8 protein-coding genes are annotated in these 17,130 nt (G+C 72.2%); all 8 read left to right on the top strand.

Annotated elements, in window-relative coordinates; genetic code table 11:
* The first annotated feature begins 228 nt into the window (after positions 1-228).
* The 8 genes from OG883_RS38450 to OG883_RS38415 all read left to right on the top strand — a co-directional run bounded on the left by OG883_RS38450 (position 229) and on the right by OG883_RS38415 (position 17,045).
* Positions 229-1,545: an MFS transporter gene (locus OG883_RS38450; protein WP_266551518.1), complete on the top strand. Its 1,317-nt coding sequence runs from the start codon at positions 229-231 to the stop codon at positions 1,543-1,545.
* Positions 1,546-1,656: 111 nt separating this feature from the next.
* Positions 1,657-2,952, top strand: coding sequence for a non-ribosomal peptide synthetase (locus tag OG883_RS38445; RefSeq protein ID WP_266551516.1), 1,296 nt, complete (start codon positions 1,657-1,659; stop codon positions 2,950-2,952).
* A gap of 146 nt (positions 2,953-3,098) precedes the next feature.
* Positions 3,099-6,341 (top strand): amino acid adenylation domain-containing protein, encoded by a 3,243-nt coding sequence (locus OG883_RS38440; protein ID WP_266551514.1) that lies wholly within the window; start codon positions 3,099-3,101, stop codon positions 6,339-6,341.
* Positions 6,341-8,269: a non-ribosomal peptide synthetase gene (locus tag OG883_RS38435; protein ID WP_266551512.1), complete on the top strand. Its 1,929-nt coding sequence runs from the start codon at positions 6,341-6,343 to the stop codon at positions 8,267-8,269. Before OG883_RS38440 ends, OG883_RS38435 begins: the two co-directional genes overlap by 1 nt.
* A gap of 1 nt (position 8,270) precedes the next feature.
* Complete coding sequence (locus tag OG883_RS38430; RefSeq protein ID WP_266551504.1) at positions 8,271-10,178, top strand: non-ribosomal peptide synthetase; 1,908 nt, start codon at positions 8,271-8,273, stop codon at positions 10,176-10,178.
* Positions 10,168-13,032 carry a condensation domain-containing protein gene (locus OG883_RS38425; RefSeq protein WP_266551499.1) on the top strand — a complete coding sequence of 955 codons (2,865 nt, stop codon included), beginning with the start codon at positions 10,168-10,170 and terminating at the stop codon, positions 13,030-13,032. The genes OG883_RS38430 and OG883_RS38425 overlap by 11 nt, the downstream gene beginning before the upstream one ends.
* 372 nt (positions 13,033-13,404) lie before the next feature.
* On the top strand, positions 13,405-15,231 hold the full coding sequence (locus OG883_RS38420; RefSeq protein WP_266551497.1) for a sulfatase: 1,827 nt from the start codon (positions 13,405-13,407) through the stop codon (positions 15,229-15,231).
* Positions 15,232-15,473: 242 nt separating this feature from the next.
* Positions 15,474-17,045 (top strand): phospholipid carrier-dependent glycosyltransferase, encoded by a 1,572-nt coding sequence (locus OG883_RS38415; RefSeq protein WP_266553210.1) that lies wholly within the window; start codon positions 15,474-15,476, stop codon positions 17,043-17,045.
* Positions 17,046-17,130: the final 85 nt, after the last annotated feature.

Raw genomic sequence — 17,130 nt, 5'->3', positions numbered from 1 at the left:
AGTGACTGTTTTCGGTCAGAGTGCAATCCGTGGCGCAGTCGCCCGACCTCACACCGTCACGGCCGCGCGTTTCCTGCCTCCCGGCGAGTGCAGCATCCGTCATTCATGCGGAAGTTGCCGCGATCTGGCGAAATATTTCCTGCCCTCGCACACAAACAGCGAAAGAAACGACCGAAAGTGCTCTTTGGCTTTTGACTACTAATCACCTGTTCAGTGAAGGTCGTTCACATGTTCGTCACACCCCGGGCCGCAACCCCAGGTCCACTGCGCATGCGCGACTTCCGTCTTCTGCTTGCCGGAGCCGCGGCTGGGCAGCTCGGCGCCCACGTCACCCTGGTCGCCCTGCCCCTCGTAGCCGTACTCATCCTCGAAGCGCCCGCCTTCCAGGTGGGTCTGCTCACGGCCGCAGAGACCGCCGCGTTTCTGCTGATCGGGCTGCCGGCCGGGGCTTGGGTCGACCGGATGCGCAAGCTGCCGCTGATGATCCGGGCCGATGCGGTACGGGCCGTGGCCATGGCGAGCATCCCCCTGGCCGCTGTCGCCGGCGTACTGACGATGGCCCAGCTGTACGTCGTCGCCCTGGTCACCGGTGTGGCGACCGTCTTCTTCGACGTGGCCCACCAGAGCTTCCTGCCCCAACTACTGCCCAAGGAGCACCTGGTCTCGGGCAACGGAGCACTGGAGACGGTCCGCTCCTCGGCACAGGTCGCAGGTCCCGGTGTCGGCGGCGGTCTCGTCCAGCTGCTCGGGGCGCACCTGGCCATCGTGGCCGACGCGGTCGGCTACGCCCTCTCCGCGTTGTTCCTGCTGGGCATCAGACAACCGGAGAGCCGCCCGGAACCCGTACCGGGTACATCCCTGCGTCAGGACATCGGCGAGGGGCTGCGGTTCGTGTTCGGCCAGCCGCTGTTGCGCGTGATCGCCGCTGCGACCGGTCTGGGAAACTTCTTCGCCGCCATGCTGATGGCCACGCAGACCGTCTTCCTGGTCCGCGTGCTTGAACTGAAGCCCGGAGCGGTCGGCCTCGTGCTGTCCGCCGCCGCCCTGGGCGGGCTCGCCGGCGCGCTCTGCGCGGGAACCATCGCCCGCAAGCTCGGCCAGGCCCGGATCATCTGGCTGTCAGCCCTGGCCACCGGACCGTTCGCGCTGCTGTGGCCGCTGTCCGGACGCGGCGCGGGGGCGGCACTGTTCGCAGTTGGCTCCGGTGTGGTCTTCTTCGGAGCTGTCGTCTACAACGTCGCGCAGGTGAGCTTCCGGCAGACCCTGTGCCCGCCCCGGCTGCTCGGCCGGATGAACGCCACTCTGCGGTTCCTGATGTGGGGCACCCTGCCGCTCGGGGCCCTGGCCGGCGGCGCGTTGGCCGACGCCTTCGGCGCACGTGTGGCGCTGGTGTGGTGCGCGGCCGGCTTCCTCGCCGTACCGCTGCCGCTGCTGCTCTCCCCGCTGCGCCGGATGCGCGAACTGCCGGACACGGAACCGGTGGAGGACAAGGACGCCGCCGTATCCGGCACCGACGACCGGGCCGAGCCCGCGTCCATCGGCTGACCGAGCCGGCCGACCCCACCTCAGCCGGCCCGTGCCCGCCGGCCACCACTCGCTGCCGCACCGCCCGCATCTGCCCGGGCAGCGCAGCACAGCAACGACAGAGAGGATCACGTGCTCAGCATCACGAGCCAGTACCTGGCCCGCTTCCGACGGCTCGACTCCGGCGACGGGGCACCGGCCCTGCTGCCCGTCACCGGCGCCCAGCGTCGCTTCGTGCTGGTGCGTTCCCTGGACCGCGCCGGGCGGCCGGACCTCGTTCCGATGTTCTTCGCCTTCCCGCGCGGCGCAGTGGATCCCGTACGCCTGGCGGCAGCCGCGAACCACCTCGCTGCCCTGCATCCGGTACTGCGCGGCCGGCCGGCCGTGCTGCGCGGCACGCCCGTGTTGTGCCTGGAGCAGCCGGATGTGCCCGTGACGCGCGTGCCCTGCGCGCCCGGCCAGGACGCGGCCGACGTCCTGCGCCGGGCGCTGAGCGACTGGACCCCGCAGGGCTCGCCGCTGCGGCTGTTCCTGGCGCGGGAGCCCGAGGCCGCGGAGGAGATGCTCGCTGTCGTACTGGACCACACCGCGTGCGACGGCCAGTCGCTTGCCCGGATCGTCGAGGAACTCGGTGCCGCCTACGACGAAACGGCCGGGGCCGACGGGCCGGATCCCGCTGACACCGCAGCCGAGCTGGCGGCCTACCGGGAAGCCGTCCTGCTGCAGCTCGACGCGGAGGAGCGCGCGAGTTCGCCCGCGGCGATGGCGTACTGGGGCGACCGGCTCCGCGCGGTCCGCGAACAGTCCCCTGTGCTCCGGCCAAAACCTGCCGCACCCGGCACGCTGCCGAGCGGCTCGGCCGAGTTGCGGATGCCCACGCCGCCGGGCGGTGTGCCCTTCCCCGAACTGCTCGACGCCTGCCGTCCCGCCGCGCGGGCCCTGTACGGACCGGGCCAGGTCGTGCCACTCGGCTACCCGTGGGGCGGTCGGCCGCCCGGTGCCGCACCGGTGCTCGGCTGCTTCCTCAACACCGTGGTCTTCCCGGCCGCGACAGGGCAGGCGCCCGCCGCCGCAGAGGCGACCGCCAACGCCTGGTGGGACGACCTGGACCGGGCCGACACACCCTTCGACGCCGTGGTGCACGCAGCTCGGGCGGCCGGCTCCGACTGGTCCGGTCGGCTCGACGGCATGCTGACCGTGGACGAGGCGCGGCGACGCCCCCCGCTCCACCTGGGCGGTGTGGGAGGCCGCGAGGTCCACATCGATGGCAGACCTGTGCGCGGTCCCTTCGCGGTTTCCGTCACCCAGGGGCACGAGCTGCACCTGCGCATGGTGTGGGACCGCTCGGTCCTCGGCGACCACATCGCCGAGAGTGCCTTCGCCGCACTCGCCGACGCGCTCCGGGCACCGGCGCCGACGGCCGGCTGATCCACCACGGCCCTTCGCCCCCGTACCCGAGCACCCACACCACCAGGCCTGGCCGCGCGATCCGCGGACCGGCCTGTGTATCACGGCCGGTCCGACCTCGATCCGGCCCTTTCGAACACCCGACCCGACTACCTCAGGGATCGCCCATGCTTCCGCTCTCCTCCTCGCAGGAGATCGTCTGGCTGCACGAGCAGGTGCAACCGGGCAGCCGCGCCTACAACTTCACCGCCGCACTCGACCTGTGGGGCCCGCTCGACACAGCCGCCCTGCACCAGGGGCTCGCCGCCGCACTCGACCGCCACCCCGGTCTGCGGCTGGAACTCGTCTCCGTCGCCGGAGCGATGCCCGGACAGCGGGTCGCCGATGCCTGCGTGCCGCGGCTGCGCACGGTGGACCTGGGCGGGGAAGCAGACCCGGAGGCCGCGTTCCAGGCGCTGCTGCGCACCGAGGCGGAAACCCCGCTCGACACGTACGAGGCGCCGCTGCTGCGCTGGACGCTGGTCCGGATGGCGGACGACAGCCACCGGCTCATCCATGTCGAGCACCATCTGATCCACGACGGTCACTCGTTCGCGATCCTGCTGCGGGACGTGTTCTCCGTCTATCGGGGCCACGTCCTGGGCGAGCCGGCCGAGCTGTCTCCCGCGCCCTCCTACGCCGACCATGTCCGTGCACAGTCCGGGGACGTACGGGCCGAGGAGCGGCAGGCCGGTCTGGAATTCTGGACCGGTGAACTGCGCGACGTGTCGTACGACATGCCGCTGCCCGGACTGACCCGGCCCGGCTCGCTGCGCAGGCACCACGGCGGCCAGCTGCGCCAGTCGATCGGCGCGGATCTGGCGGAACGCCTTCGCCACCACGCCCGCCTCCGCGGCCTGACACCGTTCGCCACGCTCCTCGGGCTCTTCGCCGAACTGCTGCGCCGCCACAGCGGCCGCTCGCAGATGGTCGTCGGCACCGCGGTCGGCAACCGCCCACGAGGTTTCGAGGACGCCGTGGGCATGTTCGTGAACACCATTCCGCTCTCGCTCCGGCTGGACCCGGCCGCCCCGGCCGAGGAGTCGATGGACGAGGTGACCGACACGCTCATCCGCGCCCTGCCGCACCAGGAGGTGCCGGTCCAGGAACTGACCCGCGCGCTGGGGCTGCACACATCGGGCGCGGACAACCCACTGTTCAGCGTCATGTTCAGTGCACACGACGCCGAACTGCCCGAGATCGACGTCCCGGGCCTGGACATCACCCTGTTCGAGGGGTTCAACACCGGCACCACCCGGTTCGACCTGGACGTGGTGCTGCTGCCGGACGACCGGCGCGGCGTCGGCCCCCGGCACGGTGCTCCCGGTATGACCCTGGTCTGGGACTACGACGCCGACATGTTCGGCGAGGACGTGGCGAAGCTGCTCGCCGAGCGGTTCCTGGACCTGTTGCGGGCCTATCTCGACGCCCCGGGCACCGTCCTCGCCGACCTGGCGCTGCCGCAGACATCGGCCGACCTCGCACTGCCGCAGGCGCCGGCCGTCCCGGCCGCTGCCGCCCAGGGCCAGGTTCGCGAGCCGCTCGACCCCGCCGCCGCCCATGACCCGTCCCTGGCCGCGCTGCTCATCGGCGCCCGACGGATCACCTACGGCGAACTCGACGTGCAGGTGTCCTCTCTCGCACAGCGGATGCTGGCCGCGGGAGTGACAGCCGGTCAGCCGGTCGCCGCCGTGCTGCCCCGCGGCGCCGACTCCGTCGTGACGCTACTGGCCTGCCTCCGTACCGGAGCGGTGTACTGTCCGCTCTCGCCGTCCGACCCTCCGGCCCGGCTGGAACTGCTGCTGACCCGCCTGAATCCGGCACTGGTCCTGACATCCGCCGACACCGCCGTCACCGTTCCCGACGGCCTGCCGACAGCCACCGTCGACGCCCCGGTCCTGCCCTCGGCACGGGCGGCCGAGGTCGTGCCCGGCGCCGCGTACGTCATTCACACCTCCGGCTCGACGGGCATACCCAAACCCGTCGCCGTGGGTCACGCGGCGCTGGAGAACCATCTGACCGGCGCGGCCGGCCGGTTCGGCCTGGCACCCGGTGACCGGGTGCTGCTGTTCGCCCAGCCGTCGTTCGACGTGGCGCTCGAAGAGGTGCTTCCGTCGCTGTACGCCGGGGCGTGCCTCGTCCTGCCCGAGCGCGAGGTTCCCACCGGCGCCGAGCTGGCCGACATGCTGGTCGCCGCACGGGTCACCGTGGCCAACCTGCCCACCAGCTACTTCCTCGCCACCCGGGAGGATGTGCGCCCCGCGCTCCGCGACGGCCGCTGGGCGCCGCGGTTGCTGGTCCTGGGTGGTGAACGCCTCCCGGCGGACGTCATGCGCACCTTCCTGGCCGACACCGACGCCACCGTTCTCAATGTCTACGGCGTCACGGAAGCGGCCATCAGCTCCACCGTCCACGAGATCACCCGGGACAACCTCGCCGACGGGGCGGAGATACCGCTCGGCACCGAGCTGCCCGGTGAGCGGGTCCATGTACTGGACGCCCATCACCGGCCGCTTCCGGCGGGCGCGGTCGGCGAACTGGCCATCGCCGGAGCCGGGCTGGCCGAGGGATACGTCGGCAACCCCGAGACCACCGCCGCACGGTTCGTACACGTAGAGGCCCTGGGCGGTGAGCGGGTCTACCTCACCGGCGACCTCGGCTACCGCGGCCGCGACGGGCTGCTGTATTTCCTGGGGCGCCGGGACAACCAGATCAAACTGCGGGGCTACCGCATCGAACTGGAAGAGGTGGAGGCGGCCGCATCGGCCGCGCTGGGCGGCCGGTCCTGCGCCGTCGTACTGGACCGCGAAGCCCCCGGCGGACCGAGGCTGGTCGGCTTCCTGGAGAGCGCGGACGCGAGTGAGGCCTGGGACGAGCAAACGCTGCACGCGGAGATGAGCCGGCGGCTGCCGAGCGCGCTCGTGCCGGGACGCTGGGCGCGGCTGGACTCCATGCCGACACTGGCAGGTGGCAAGCCGGACCGGGGGGCGCTCGCCCGCCGGGCCGCCGCGCTGGAGCCGGTCGCGCCGTCCGAGGAGACCGGCGCGCGACCGGCGATGCCGACCGACGCGATGACGACGCTGCTCGCCGAGGGCTGGCGCGAGGTACTGGGCCACAGCGACTTCGACGCGGCCTCGCACTTCTTCCGAACCGGCGGCCACTCGCTGCTCGCCGCGCAGCTGGCTGCCTGGCTCGAACCGCGGCTGGGAGAGCGTCCGCCCATCCGGCTGCTCTTCCAGAACCCGGTGCTGGCCGACCAGGCCGGTGCTCTCGCGGCCGTCGGCACCGGCGTCGGAGGCGTCCCCGACCCCGTACCCGTACCCGTACCCGTACCCGTACCTGCAGCTACGACCACGCCGACGGAGTCGTGATGACCCAGCCGAAGACAGCCTCGACGACCGCCGTCACCCGGCGGCCCGATCCGCAGGGCAGCCCGCTCAGCGTTGCCCACGGCGCTGCGCCCGCCGGAGGCAGCGCGACCGGAGTGCTCTCCCGCTTCGAGGAGTGGACACGCCGCTCCCCCCATGCCCCCGCCGTGATCGACGGGAGCCACAGCTGGACGTACCAGCAGATCGACGCCGCCGCCGACGAGGTCGCACGCGCACTGCGCGACCGAGTCGGCCCGGGGGATCTCGTGGGCGTCTGCCTCGACCGTTCTGCCGCACTGGTGGTGACAGCCGTCGCGCTCGCCAGAATCGGGGCGGTGTATCTGCCGCTGGGCCCCCGGCCCGGTGAGCGCCGCACCGACGCCGTCACCGAGGACCTGAACGTCGTCTGCCTGATCGGTGACCCCGAGATTCTGCCGTCCCGGCATCAGGCGTCCGACCTTGTGGACCTGGCGCTGCCCGGCGAGGGCGTCAATGCCACCGCCGGGGTCGTGGCGGCGTTCGCCGCGCCCGGTTCTGACGCGCGTTGTGCACCCCCCGAGGCGTTCTACGCCGTACTGACCTCCGGCTCCACCGGCCGGCCCAAGGCGGTTGCCGTCGCCGAACCTGCGCTCGCCACGCTGCTCGACTGGTACCGCGCCGAGACCGGCCTGGTCCCTGGTGACCGGCAGTCCCTGCTCATCGGCGTCGCGTTCGACCCGCATCTGCTGGAGTTGTGGGCCGGACTGACGTCCGGGGCCGCTCTCGTACCCGCTCCGGACGAGGTCCGCTGGGACCCCGCCGTGCTCGCCGGATGGTGGCGCGAGGCCGCCGTGTCGGTGAGCGTCGCGGCCACCCCGATGATCGAGCCGCTGCTGGACCGGCCCTGGCCCGAGAACCTGAATCTGCGTCACCTGATCGTCGGCGGTGACCGGATGCGCCGGCGTCCCGGCGCCGACGTCACCGCGACCGTCCACAACGCCTACGGACCGGCCGAAGCCACCGTCGTCACCACCACGTACGCCATGAACGGCACGGACCGTGAGGCGGGCGAGCAGTCCGGGCCGCCGATCGGCGACCCCGTACCGGGCGTGACCGTTGTCGTCACCGGCGAGGACGGCCGCCCCGTAGGACGCGGTGAGGAGGGCGAGCTCCGCATCGGCGGAAGCTGTCTGGCGCTCGGCTATCTGGACCCCGAACTGACCGCGCTCCGCTTCACCACCCCTCCCGAGGGACTCGAGCTGCCGGGAGTGGACCGTCTGTACCGCACCGGAGACCGGGTGCGGATGCTGGCCGACGGGCGACTGGAGTTTCTCGGCCGCCTCGACGACCAGGTGAAGATCAGCGGTGTGCGGATCGAACCGGGGGAGGTCGAGGCCGCGCTGGAGAAGGACCCGGCCGTCGCCGGCGCCGTCGTCACCGCGCCGCGTACGCCCGACGGTCGCGCCCGTCTGGTGGCGCACGTACGGCCGGTCACCGGGGCCGCCCCCACCCCGGCCGGACTTCTGTCGGCGGTCCGGGCCTGGCTGCCCGAGCAGGCCGTACCCTCGGCCCTGCGGATCGTGGACGTCTTCCCGCTGGACGCCAACGGCAAGGTGGACCGCGTCGAGCTGGCACGACAGGCGGCCGGTTCGGAAGACACCGCCGGCGACACCGCCGGCCCGGAGGGCGAGCTGCCCGACGGCGCCACTCCCGGTGAACGGCTCGTGCTGAGAGCGGTACGCGACCTCCTCGCCCGGCCCCGGGCCACGCTGACGGAGAACTTCACCGAAGCCGGCGGCACCTCTCTCGTCGCCGCACGGCTGCTGACCGTCATCGAGCAGGAGAGTGGCGTACGGCTGCGCGCCCCCGAACTGCTGCGCCAGCCGGACCTGCGGGCCGTCGCGGCCCTCGTCGACAAGCGCCGCAACGCCCTGCGACCGGCGGGAGCCTGAGATGACCCTTTCGACCCCGCACAGTCACGACACCCTGAAGGAAGGCTCCATGCTCACCGACCGCACTCTGCCCGGCGAGCGCACCCCGGCAGCTCCGCACGCCCCCGAGGCCGGACGGCCCTCGCCCGCGGACGGGCTGCCCGCACTCGTGGCGTGGCAGGCCGAACGGACCCCGGACGCCCTGGCCGTGGCGGACGGCGACACCACGCTCACCTATGCGCAGCTCGTGGCCGCCGCCCGCGCTCTCGCCGCCCATCTGCACGAGCACGGAGTCCACCGGGGCGACTCCGTGGCTCTGTTGATGCCGCGCTCCGCCCGCACGGTCGTCGCCCAGCTCGCGCTGTGGTGGGCGGGCGCCGTGTGCGTACCGCTCGATCCGGCACATCCTCGTCCCCGTACCGAAGCCATGGCCGCCGACGCGGGCGTGACGCTGACCGTGGGCGACAGCAAGCTGCTCGAATCCGCGGGACTCTCCGTCGCCACCCTCGCGCTGCCCGGCGATCCGCTGCTGACCGACAAACCGATTCCCCCGGCGGAACTCGGCGTGGACGCGGCGGCGTTCATCATGTTCACCTCCGGCTCCACCGGCCGGCCCAAGGGTGTGTCGATACCGCACAGTGCGATCGCCGAGCTGGTTCTCGATCCCGCCTACGTCACGCTCACGCGCCGCGACCGGGTGCTGTTCCACTCGCCGATGACGTTCGACGCGTCGACGTTCGAAGTGTGGGGAGCGCTCGCCAACGGTGCCGCCGTGGTGGTGTGCGCCGTCGAGCGGCCTTCGTTCGAGGACCTGGCCCAGCAGGTGGAACGCCACGGAGCCACCGTCGCCTTCTTCACCACGGCGCTCTTCCACCAGTTGGCCGTCCGTCGCTCCCGGGTGTTCTCGCTGCTGCGCACGGTCGTGGTGGGCGGGGAGGCACTGGCCGCCCAGCACGCCCGTCAGGTACTGCGGGCGTTCCCCTGGCTGGAACTGGTCAACGGCTACGGGCCGACGGAGGCGACGACATTCGCCACGGCACATCGCGTCACCGACTCGGACTGCGACGGCCACGTGCCGATCGGCCGGCCGATCGCGGGCGCGACCGTGCACCTGCTGGACGCCTCCGGCCGGCCGGTCGCGCCCGGCGAGCGCGGCGAGTTGTGGATCGGCGGCAGCCGGCTGGCCCACGGCTACACCGGACAGCCGCAGCTGACCGCCGAGTGTTTCACCGACCATCGCGAGCTGGGGCGCCTCTACCGCACCGGCGACCTCGCCTCCGCCCGTCCGGACGGGGTCCTGGAGTTCCACGGTCGCAGGGACGACCAGGTGAAGATACGCGGCTTCCGGATCGAACCCGGGGAGATCGAGCACGCCCTGCGGGAGCAGCCCGACGTTGATGAAGCGGCCGTCACCGTGCACCGCCCCGCTCCCGACGACGCCCGTCTGGTCGCCTTCGTCGTGGCCGCCCCCGGGCCCGTGCCCCGCGCCGCCACCCTGCGCGAGCGGCTCGCCGGTGTGCTGCCCGCCCACCTGGTCCCGGACGAGCTGACCGTCGTCGACCATCTGCCGCTCACCCCGTCCCGCAAGGTCGACCGCCGCGCACTCGCGGACCTCGTCGCCGCTGACACGCCCGAAGCCCCGGCCCAGCCGCTGACGCCGCTGCAGCAGGCTGTTGCCGATGTGTGGAGCCGTTCGCTGGGCTGTGAAGTCACCCGCCCGGACGCCGACTTCATCGCCATGGGCGGTCACTCCCTGCTCGCGCTCGGTGTCACCGACGACCTCCGCGAGGAACTCGGCGTCGAGCTCGCTCTCGCCGACTTCTTCGCCGCCCCGACGGTGGCCGGACAGGCCGCTCTGGTCGAGCACGCGCTGCTCGCCGCACACAGCGATCTGCGCCCCGATGCCCCGGAGGACACCGATGGCCACTGACACACCCGCAGCCCTGGCCCTCCAGGAAGAACTGCTGCGACGGGCGCGCGCCCGCGCCTCCGGCCGTCCCGCTCCCGCCCCCGCCCCGGACGCCGTCCAGCAGGGACCCGCTCCGCTCTCCCGCGCCCAGCGCCGTATGTGGCTGATGGACCAGCTCGGCCGCGGCGGCGCCTCCTACAGCGTGCCCTTCGCCACCCGGCTGCGCGGCCCGCTCGACGTGGACGCCCTGGCCGCCGCGCTGACCTCGCTGGTACGTCGCCACGAGATTCTGCGCACCCGGTACGGGCAGAGGGACGGCGAGCCGTACCAGGAGGCGTTCCCCGCGCCCGATGCGATCGCCGTGCCCGTCGTCGAGACGGACGAGGACGATGCGCACGCCCTGCTGGCCGAGGAGGCGCGCCGCCCCTTCGACCTGTCCGCCGGGGCCGTACCGCGCGCCCTGGTCCTCAGGCACGGGAAGCAGGACCACACCGTTCAGCTGACGTTCCATCACATCAGCCTCGACGGCGGATCGCTGGAGACAGTTGCGGAGGAACTGGCCCAGCTGTACACGGCCGCCGCGCAGGGAACCGTTCCCGAGATCCAGGCGCAGCCGCCGCAGTACGCGGACTTCGCACGGCGCGAGCACGCGAACGCCCACGGTCTGGACCAGGGGCTGCGTCACTGGACCGAGCGGCTCGAAGGCGCCGCTCCCCTGCGTCTGCCCCGCCCCGCGACCCCGCCGGCCGAGGCGAGCACACGGCCCGCCTGCACGCACACCGCTCCGCTCGGCCGGCAGGTGCCGACCGCCCTGCGCGAGCTGGGCCGACAGCACCGGGCCACCCTGTTCACCGTGGCACTCGCCGCGGCCTTCGCCGCCCTGCACCGGTTCACCGGCGAGGACGACCTGGTGATCGGGGTCGCTGCCACGCACCGGCAAGGCGCGGCCATGCGCGGTCTGGTCGGGCTGTGTGTCAACACTCTCCCGGTCCGCGTGGACGCGTCCGGCGACCCGTCCTTCACTGCGCTCGTGGAGCGGGTGAGGGACGCGCTCCTGGAGGCCCAGCAGTACCGCGATGTGCCGTTCGACCTCATTCTGGAGCAGCTCGGGGCCGCCGCCCGCGACACCGACGGGACGGCACTGGTACGGGTGACCGCGGACGTCCTGGGTTCCCCTACGGCACTGCGTCTGCCGGGCACGGTCGGGGAGTCCGTGGAAGTCGGCGTCGGTGAGGCCAAGTTCGACCTCTCGTTCGGCCTGGTGGACACCGAAAGCCCTGCCGGTCTCGTCCAGTACAGCCCCACCGCCATGGACGAGGAAGCGGTGGCGGCCCTCGGCGGGAACTACGCCGCTCTGCTCGCCGCGGTGGCGGCCGATCCGGGCCTGAGGCTGTCGCAGCTGCCCGGTACGGCGCCGGCGCGTGAGCACGACCGGGGCGGGCATCCGGCCGAGGTGGCGTTGCGGTCACACCCCCAGGTGGCCGATGCCGCTGTACTCGAACCGGTCCCCGGTTCCCTTCTGGCGTACGCCGTGCTGCGCGAGATCGGTGGCCCTTCCCCTGCTGAGCTGCGCTCCTGTCTCCGGGCCGGGCTGGCACCGGAGTTGGTTCCCGTCGCCGTCACCCTGCTGGACGCCATGCCGCGTACGGCCGAGGGCGCTCTCGACCCGGCGCGGCTGCCCGGGATGCCGTCCGTCCCCGTGCCGGAAGGCCCCCGTGCGGACGCCGTTGTCGATGGCTTCACGGCTGTGCTGGGCAGCAGGCCGGGGCCGGACGACGACTTCTTCGTCCTCGGCGGTCACTCGCTGGCCGCCGTCCAGCTCGCCGAGCGGCTGCGCGGCGCGCTGAAGCTGCCGCTGACCGGCCTGGACATCATGCAGGCGCGCACCCCGCGGGCGATCACCGCCCTGCTGGAGGCGCGCGAGGCGGAACGTGCCGCAGCAGCCCCGGCCACATCCTCACGCCCGCGGCGCTCGCGCGAGGGGACGGTTCTGGTCACCGGCGGCACGGGCGGGGTGGGCGCGTTCGTACTGCGCGAACTGGTTGCCCAGGGGCGTCCGGTACTGGCCCTGGCCCGTCCCGAATCCTCGCACCTGGTCGCCGGGGAGGGCGTGGACGTCGTCGAGGGCGACCTCGCCGACCTGGCCGGCCTGCGCAAGGCGGTCGAGAGCGCGGATGCCGTCATCCACGCGGCCTGTACCTTCACCCGTCCCGAGGTCGATGTGGCGGCGATGGAAGCGATGGTCGACGCTTGGCGGCGCGGCCCGTTCGTCTTTGTCAGCAGCGTGGACGCCTATGGACACCCCGCCGCGGAGTGGGTGGCGGAGGAGTCGGCCTCGCAGGAGCCGTTGAGCGGGTACGGCCGGGCGAAGCTCGACTGCGAGGGACTGCTGCTGCGCGCGGCCGGCACCCAGGACCGGGGTGGGGCGAGCGTCGTACGCTCACCCATCGTGTGGGGCCCGCACGACCGGCTGCGCGACCAATTGCGCTGGGGCGCCACCGGCCTGCTCTACCAGGCTGCGCTGGAGGGCAGGCCGATCGCCCTGCCGCAACCGGGCGCCCGTGGTCAGACCTGGTACGGCGCACCCTGGGTGCATGCCGCTGCCCTGGCGCGGGCCGTGACCTCGTGCCTGGACTCACCTGTGCACGGCATCGCCAATGCTCTGAGCGGGCACGTCACCTGGCGGGATCTCGCCACCGACCTGACCGAACTGCTCGCCAGCGACAGCGAGATCCGCGATACGGACGAGGTCCACCCGGACCTCGACCACCACTGGCACTACCATTCCGGCCGCCTGGCTGCGTCCCTGCGCGCCCGGGCGGGCGAGGACCGGCGCTCCGTGCTGGCCGCGATGATCTCCCCGCCCGGCCGCTGACCGTCCCCGCGCGACAGCGGCACGACGACAGCAGCACCACGACGGAACGACGACAGAACGACGCGCCGGTGGCCTCCCCGGCCACCGGCGCTCGCTCGCCACTGCCCGCCCCCATCGTGCCCCGCCGCTCAGCGGGAAGGGCCCGCAGATGGTCCTGGAACCGGCGGTGGACGATGGGGGCGGGCTCTGTCCGGAGCGGTACGGGAGGTGGCTGCCTGGGCCGGCGGCGCGCTCGACCACGCCTGTTACCACCCCGTTGCCCCTGAGCCTGAACTGAAGCCGCCGGCCAGCCGTACAGCTAGTCGCGGCCTTGCACGTCCCGAGCCTGGTCCGCCGTGTCATCACCGGGCTTCGCACGGAAGGACCTTTGGTTTGTCGATCTTCACACGCTCTCGTCAGCTGCCGACCACGGATGACGCAAGCAGGGACGAGGGCCTGCCGCCGGACGCCTCCCCCTCCCCGGAGCACGCGGCGGACGACACCGCCGCGGGTGAGGACGGCAGCAGTGACGCCCCGGGCGAGGCCGTACCAGGAGGCTGGCGGGACAGGCACCCGGCCGCGGCACAGGCCGGAGCAAGGGTGACCACCGGCCTGGCCGCCGTGCTCGTGCTCTTCGGTCTCCTCGTGCCGAACGAGCTCACCCGCCTCACGCCCGGTGAGTTCGCGCGCATCCCGGTGGAGGGGATCTTCGGTGCCGCCGTGCTTCTCGTCCTGCGGCCGAAGGCGAGGCGGGTGGTGGCGGTGCTCGCCGGGGCGGTGTTGGGCCTGCTGACCATTCTGAAATTCCTCGACATGGGCTTCTACTCGGTTCTCGACCGGCCGTTCGACCTGGTGCTCGACTGGATCCTGTTCGACGACGCCGAGGCGTTCCTCAGGGACTCCGTCGGCCAGGCCGGCACGATCGTGGCCCTGGTCGGGGTCGTGGTCCTCGTCCTCGCCCTGCTCGTTCTCATGGCACTGGCGGTCGTCCGGCTGAGCCACCTCGTGGTCCGGCACAGCGTCGCGGCGACCCGGACCACGTTGGTCCTCGGGACCGTCTGGATCACCTGTGCTGCTCTCGGCGTGCAGATCGCCGGCGGGCCGGTCGCTTCCAGGAACACGGCCGGGCTGGTCCAGAGCCGTGTGGAGCAGGTGAATGCGGGCCTGGAGGACAAGCAGACGTTCGCCAGGGAATCCGCCGTCGACGCCTTCCGCGACACCCCGACCGACCAGCTGCTGACCGGACTGCGCGGCAAGAACGTCATCTTCGCCTTCATCGAGAGCTACGGCCGCAGCGCGGTCGAGGACCCGGAGATGGCGCCGCAGGTCGGCGCGGTGCTCGCGGACGGGACCAGTCGGCTGCGCGCGGCCGGGTTCACCTCCCAAAGCGCCTTCCTCACCTCCCCGACGACGGGCGCCGGCAGCTGGCTGGCCCACTCCACCTTCGCGTCAGGCCTGTGGATCAAGAACCAGCAGCGGTACCGCAATCTCACCTCGAGCGACCGCCTGACCCTCACCAGCGCCTTTCAGCACACGGGTGCCTGGCGGACGGTCGGCATCATGCCAGGCGTCACCCGGTCCTGGCCGGAAGGGGAGTTCTATGGTCTCGACAACGTCTACGACTCCCGGGATCTCGGATACGAGGGGCCGAAGTTCAGCTGGACGCCCGTACCCGACCAGTACAGCCTGTCGGCCTTTGAACGCCTGGAGCACGGCAAGCAGGGCCACAAGCCCTTGATGGCGGAGATCATTCTCGCCTCCAGCCACAATCCCTGGGCCCCCATACCCAAGATGATCGGCTGGGACGAGGTCGGTGACGGCTCGGTCTACCACGCCATCAAAGAGGCGGGCAAGGACCCCAAGGACGTGTGGAAGGACCCCGCCCAGGTGCGCACCGAATACCGGCGCGCCATCGAGTACTCACTGAGCAGCCTCATTTCCTACGTGGAGAAGTACGGCGACGACGACACTGTGCTCGTCTTCCTCGGCGACCATCAGCCCAACCCGACCGTCACCGAAGGCAAGCTCGGCCGGGACGTACCGATCGCGATCGTCGCCCGCGACCCGGCCGTGATGGACAGGATCTCCGGCTGGGGCTGGCAGGACGGCCTGAAGCCCGGCCCGCAGGCTCCGGCCTGGCGGATGGACACCTTCCGCGACCGCTTCCTGACCGCCTACGGTCCGCAGCCCGGCCCCAAGTCGTCCCCGTCGGCCCGGTGACCACCGAGGGACACCGGGAGCGGGTTGCGGGGACGACGAGCCAAGAACACCACGTGCTCCTCGACCGCGGGGGCGGCGAGCACACCGCAACGCCCGCTGTGCCCCGCCGGCCCGTCCCGGCCGGCGGAAGGCTGCCGCGCCTGCTCGAAGGGCTGCGCCGGCACCCGGGCCGGATTTCCGAAGGGCTGCGGCGGCACCGGCGGTGGCTGATCGCGCTCGCCGTGGTCGCGCTCCTCGCCGAGATGGCGGTCGCGATGGTCACGACGGCCGTGGAGCAGACCCCGACCATCGACGAGCCCGTGTACGTGGGCGCGGCGGAGGTCTACCAGCAGCAGCACAGCCTGCGGTACAACCCCGAGCATCCGCCGCTGGGCAAGCTGATCATCGCGGCGGGGACGGCGTTCGCCGACGCACGCCTCGACCCCGCCTTCGTCGGCAATCAGACGCAGCTCGGGCGGCACGTCCTGTACGAAGCGGGCAACGATCCGTGGCGCCTGATGCTGTGGGCGCGCCTGCCGGTGATCGTGCTGACACTGCTGTTCGGTGTGGTCGTCTTCGCGTTCGCCCGTGACCTCGCCGGCCCGGTGGGCGGGTTGGTGGCGCTCGCCCTGTACGCGTTCTCGCCCGACGTCATCGCGCACGGGTCGTTGGCCACGCTCGACGTACTGACGGCCGGCTTCCTGCTGACCGCGGTCTGGTTGCTGTGGCGGGCACGGCGGCGGCCGCGCCTCCACCTGCCGCTCGCCGGAGTGGCGCTCGGCGCGGCCATGGCCACGAAAATGAACGCGTTGGCGACGGTGCCGGTACTGCTGCTCCTGGTCGTCCTGTCGGTCTGGTACGCCGGACGGACGGACGGCCCCGGCCCGCGCGGGCGGGCACGGCTTCTCGCGCATGGCCTGGCGGCAGCGGTCGTCGTGGCGCTGGTCGCGATCGCCACGGTGTGGGCCACCTACCTCGCCGTCGACCCGCGGCTGCGCTGGGCTGCGCCCGACAACCTGCCGGTGACCCATGGACTGCGCGCGTATGTCGTCGACCGGCTCCCCTTCCCGGAACCGTACCGGGACGGTATGCGCATTCAGTTCGGCTTCGAGAACGCGACCTGGAGCGGCTTCCTGCTGGGCCGCCACTACCACGGTTCGCTGTGGTACTACCTGCCGGCCGCGCTGCTGATAAAGACCCCGCTCGGCATGCTCGCGCTGTGGCCGGCCGGTGCCGTCGCTGCCGTGACGGTTCCGCGGCTGCGGCCCGCGGCACCGTACGTGCTCGTCCCCACGGCCGTGCTGCTGGCCGCGGCCGTGACCGGATCCCGCGATCTCGGCGTGCGGTACGCCGTCTTCGTACCGATGTTCCTCGCGGTCGCGGCGGCCGGTGTGGTCGCCTTCCGGCGGCGGTGGGCACATGTCGTGACGGCGGCGCTCCTCCTGTTCGTCGCGGTCAGCTCGGTGCGGACGTTCCCGTACTACCTGCCGTACTCCAACGAGGCGTTCGGCGGTCCGGCGAAGACCCATCTGCGCCTGCACGACTCGAACGTCGACTGGGGCCAGGACCTGGGCCGGCTGGCCGACCACCTCCGGCAGCGGTACCCGGGCGAGAGGATCTGGCTCGTCTACAAGGGCAGCGGTGTGCCGTCCTCCTACGGCATCGATGCGTCCGACCCGCGCACAGCACCCCCGAGCGAGGTTCAGGGACTGCTCGTCGTGTCGGACTCCTCGATCGCCAAGGCCGACGGCCGGCTGAGGGCGCTGATCGAAAGCAGCAGGCCCCTCGACGAGATCGGCCACTCGATCACGATCTACCGCCGGGCAGCGTCCTGAGACTGAAGGCGCAAGCTGATCCCTGAAGGCACTGAACACTGAAGGCAGCGGAGGCCACGGCGCTCTCGGACCCTTGGAACCCGTT

This window comes from Streptomyces sp. NBC_01142 (assembly GCF_026341125.1).
Classification (GTDB): Bacteria; Actinomycetota; Actinomycetes; order Streptomycetales; family Streptomycetaceae; genus Streptomyces.
This window is presented reverse-complemented; position numbering and strand designations above follow the sequence as displayed.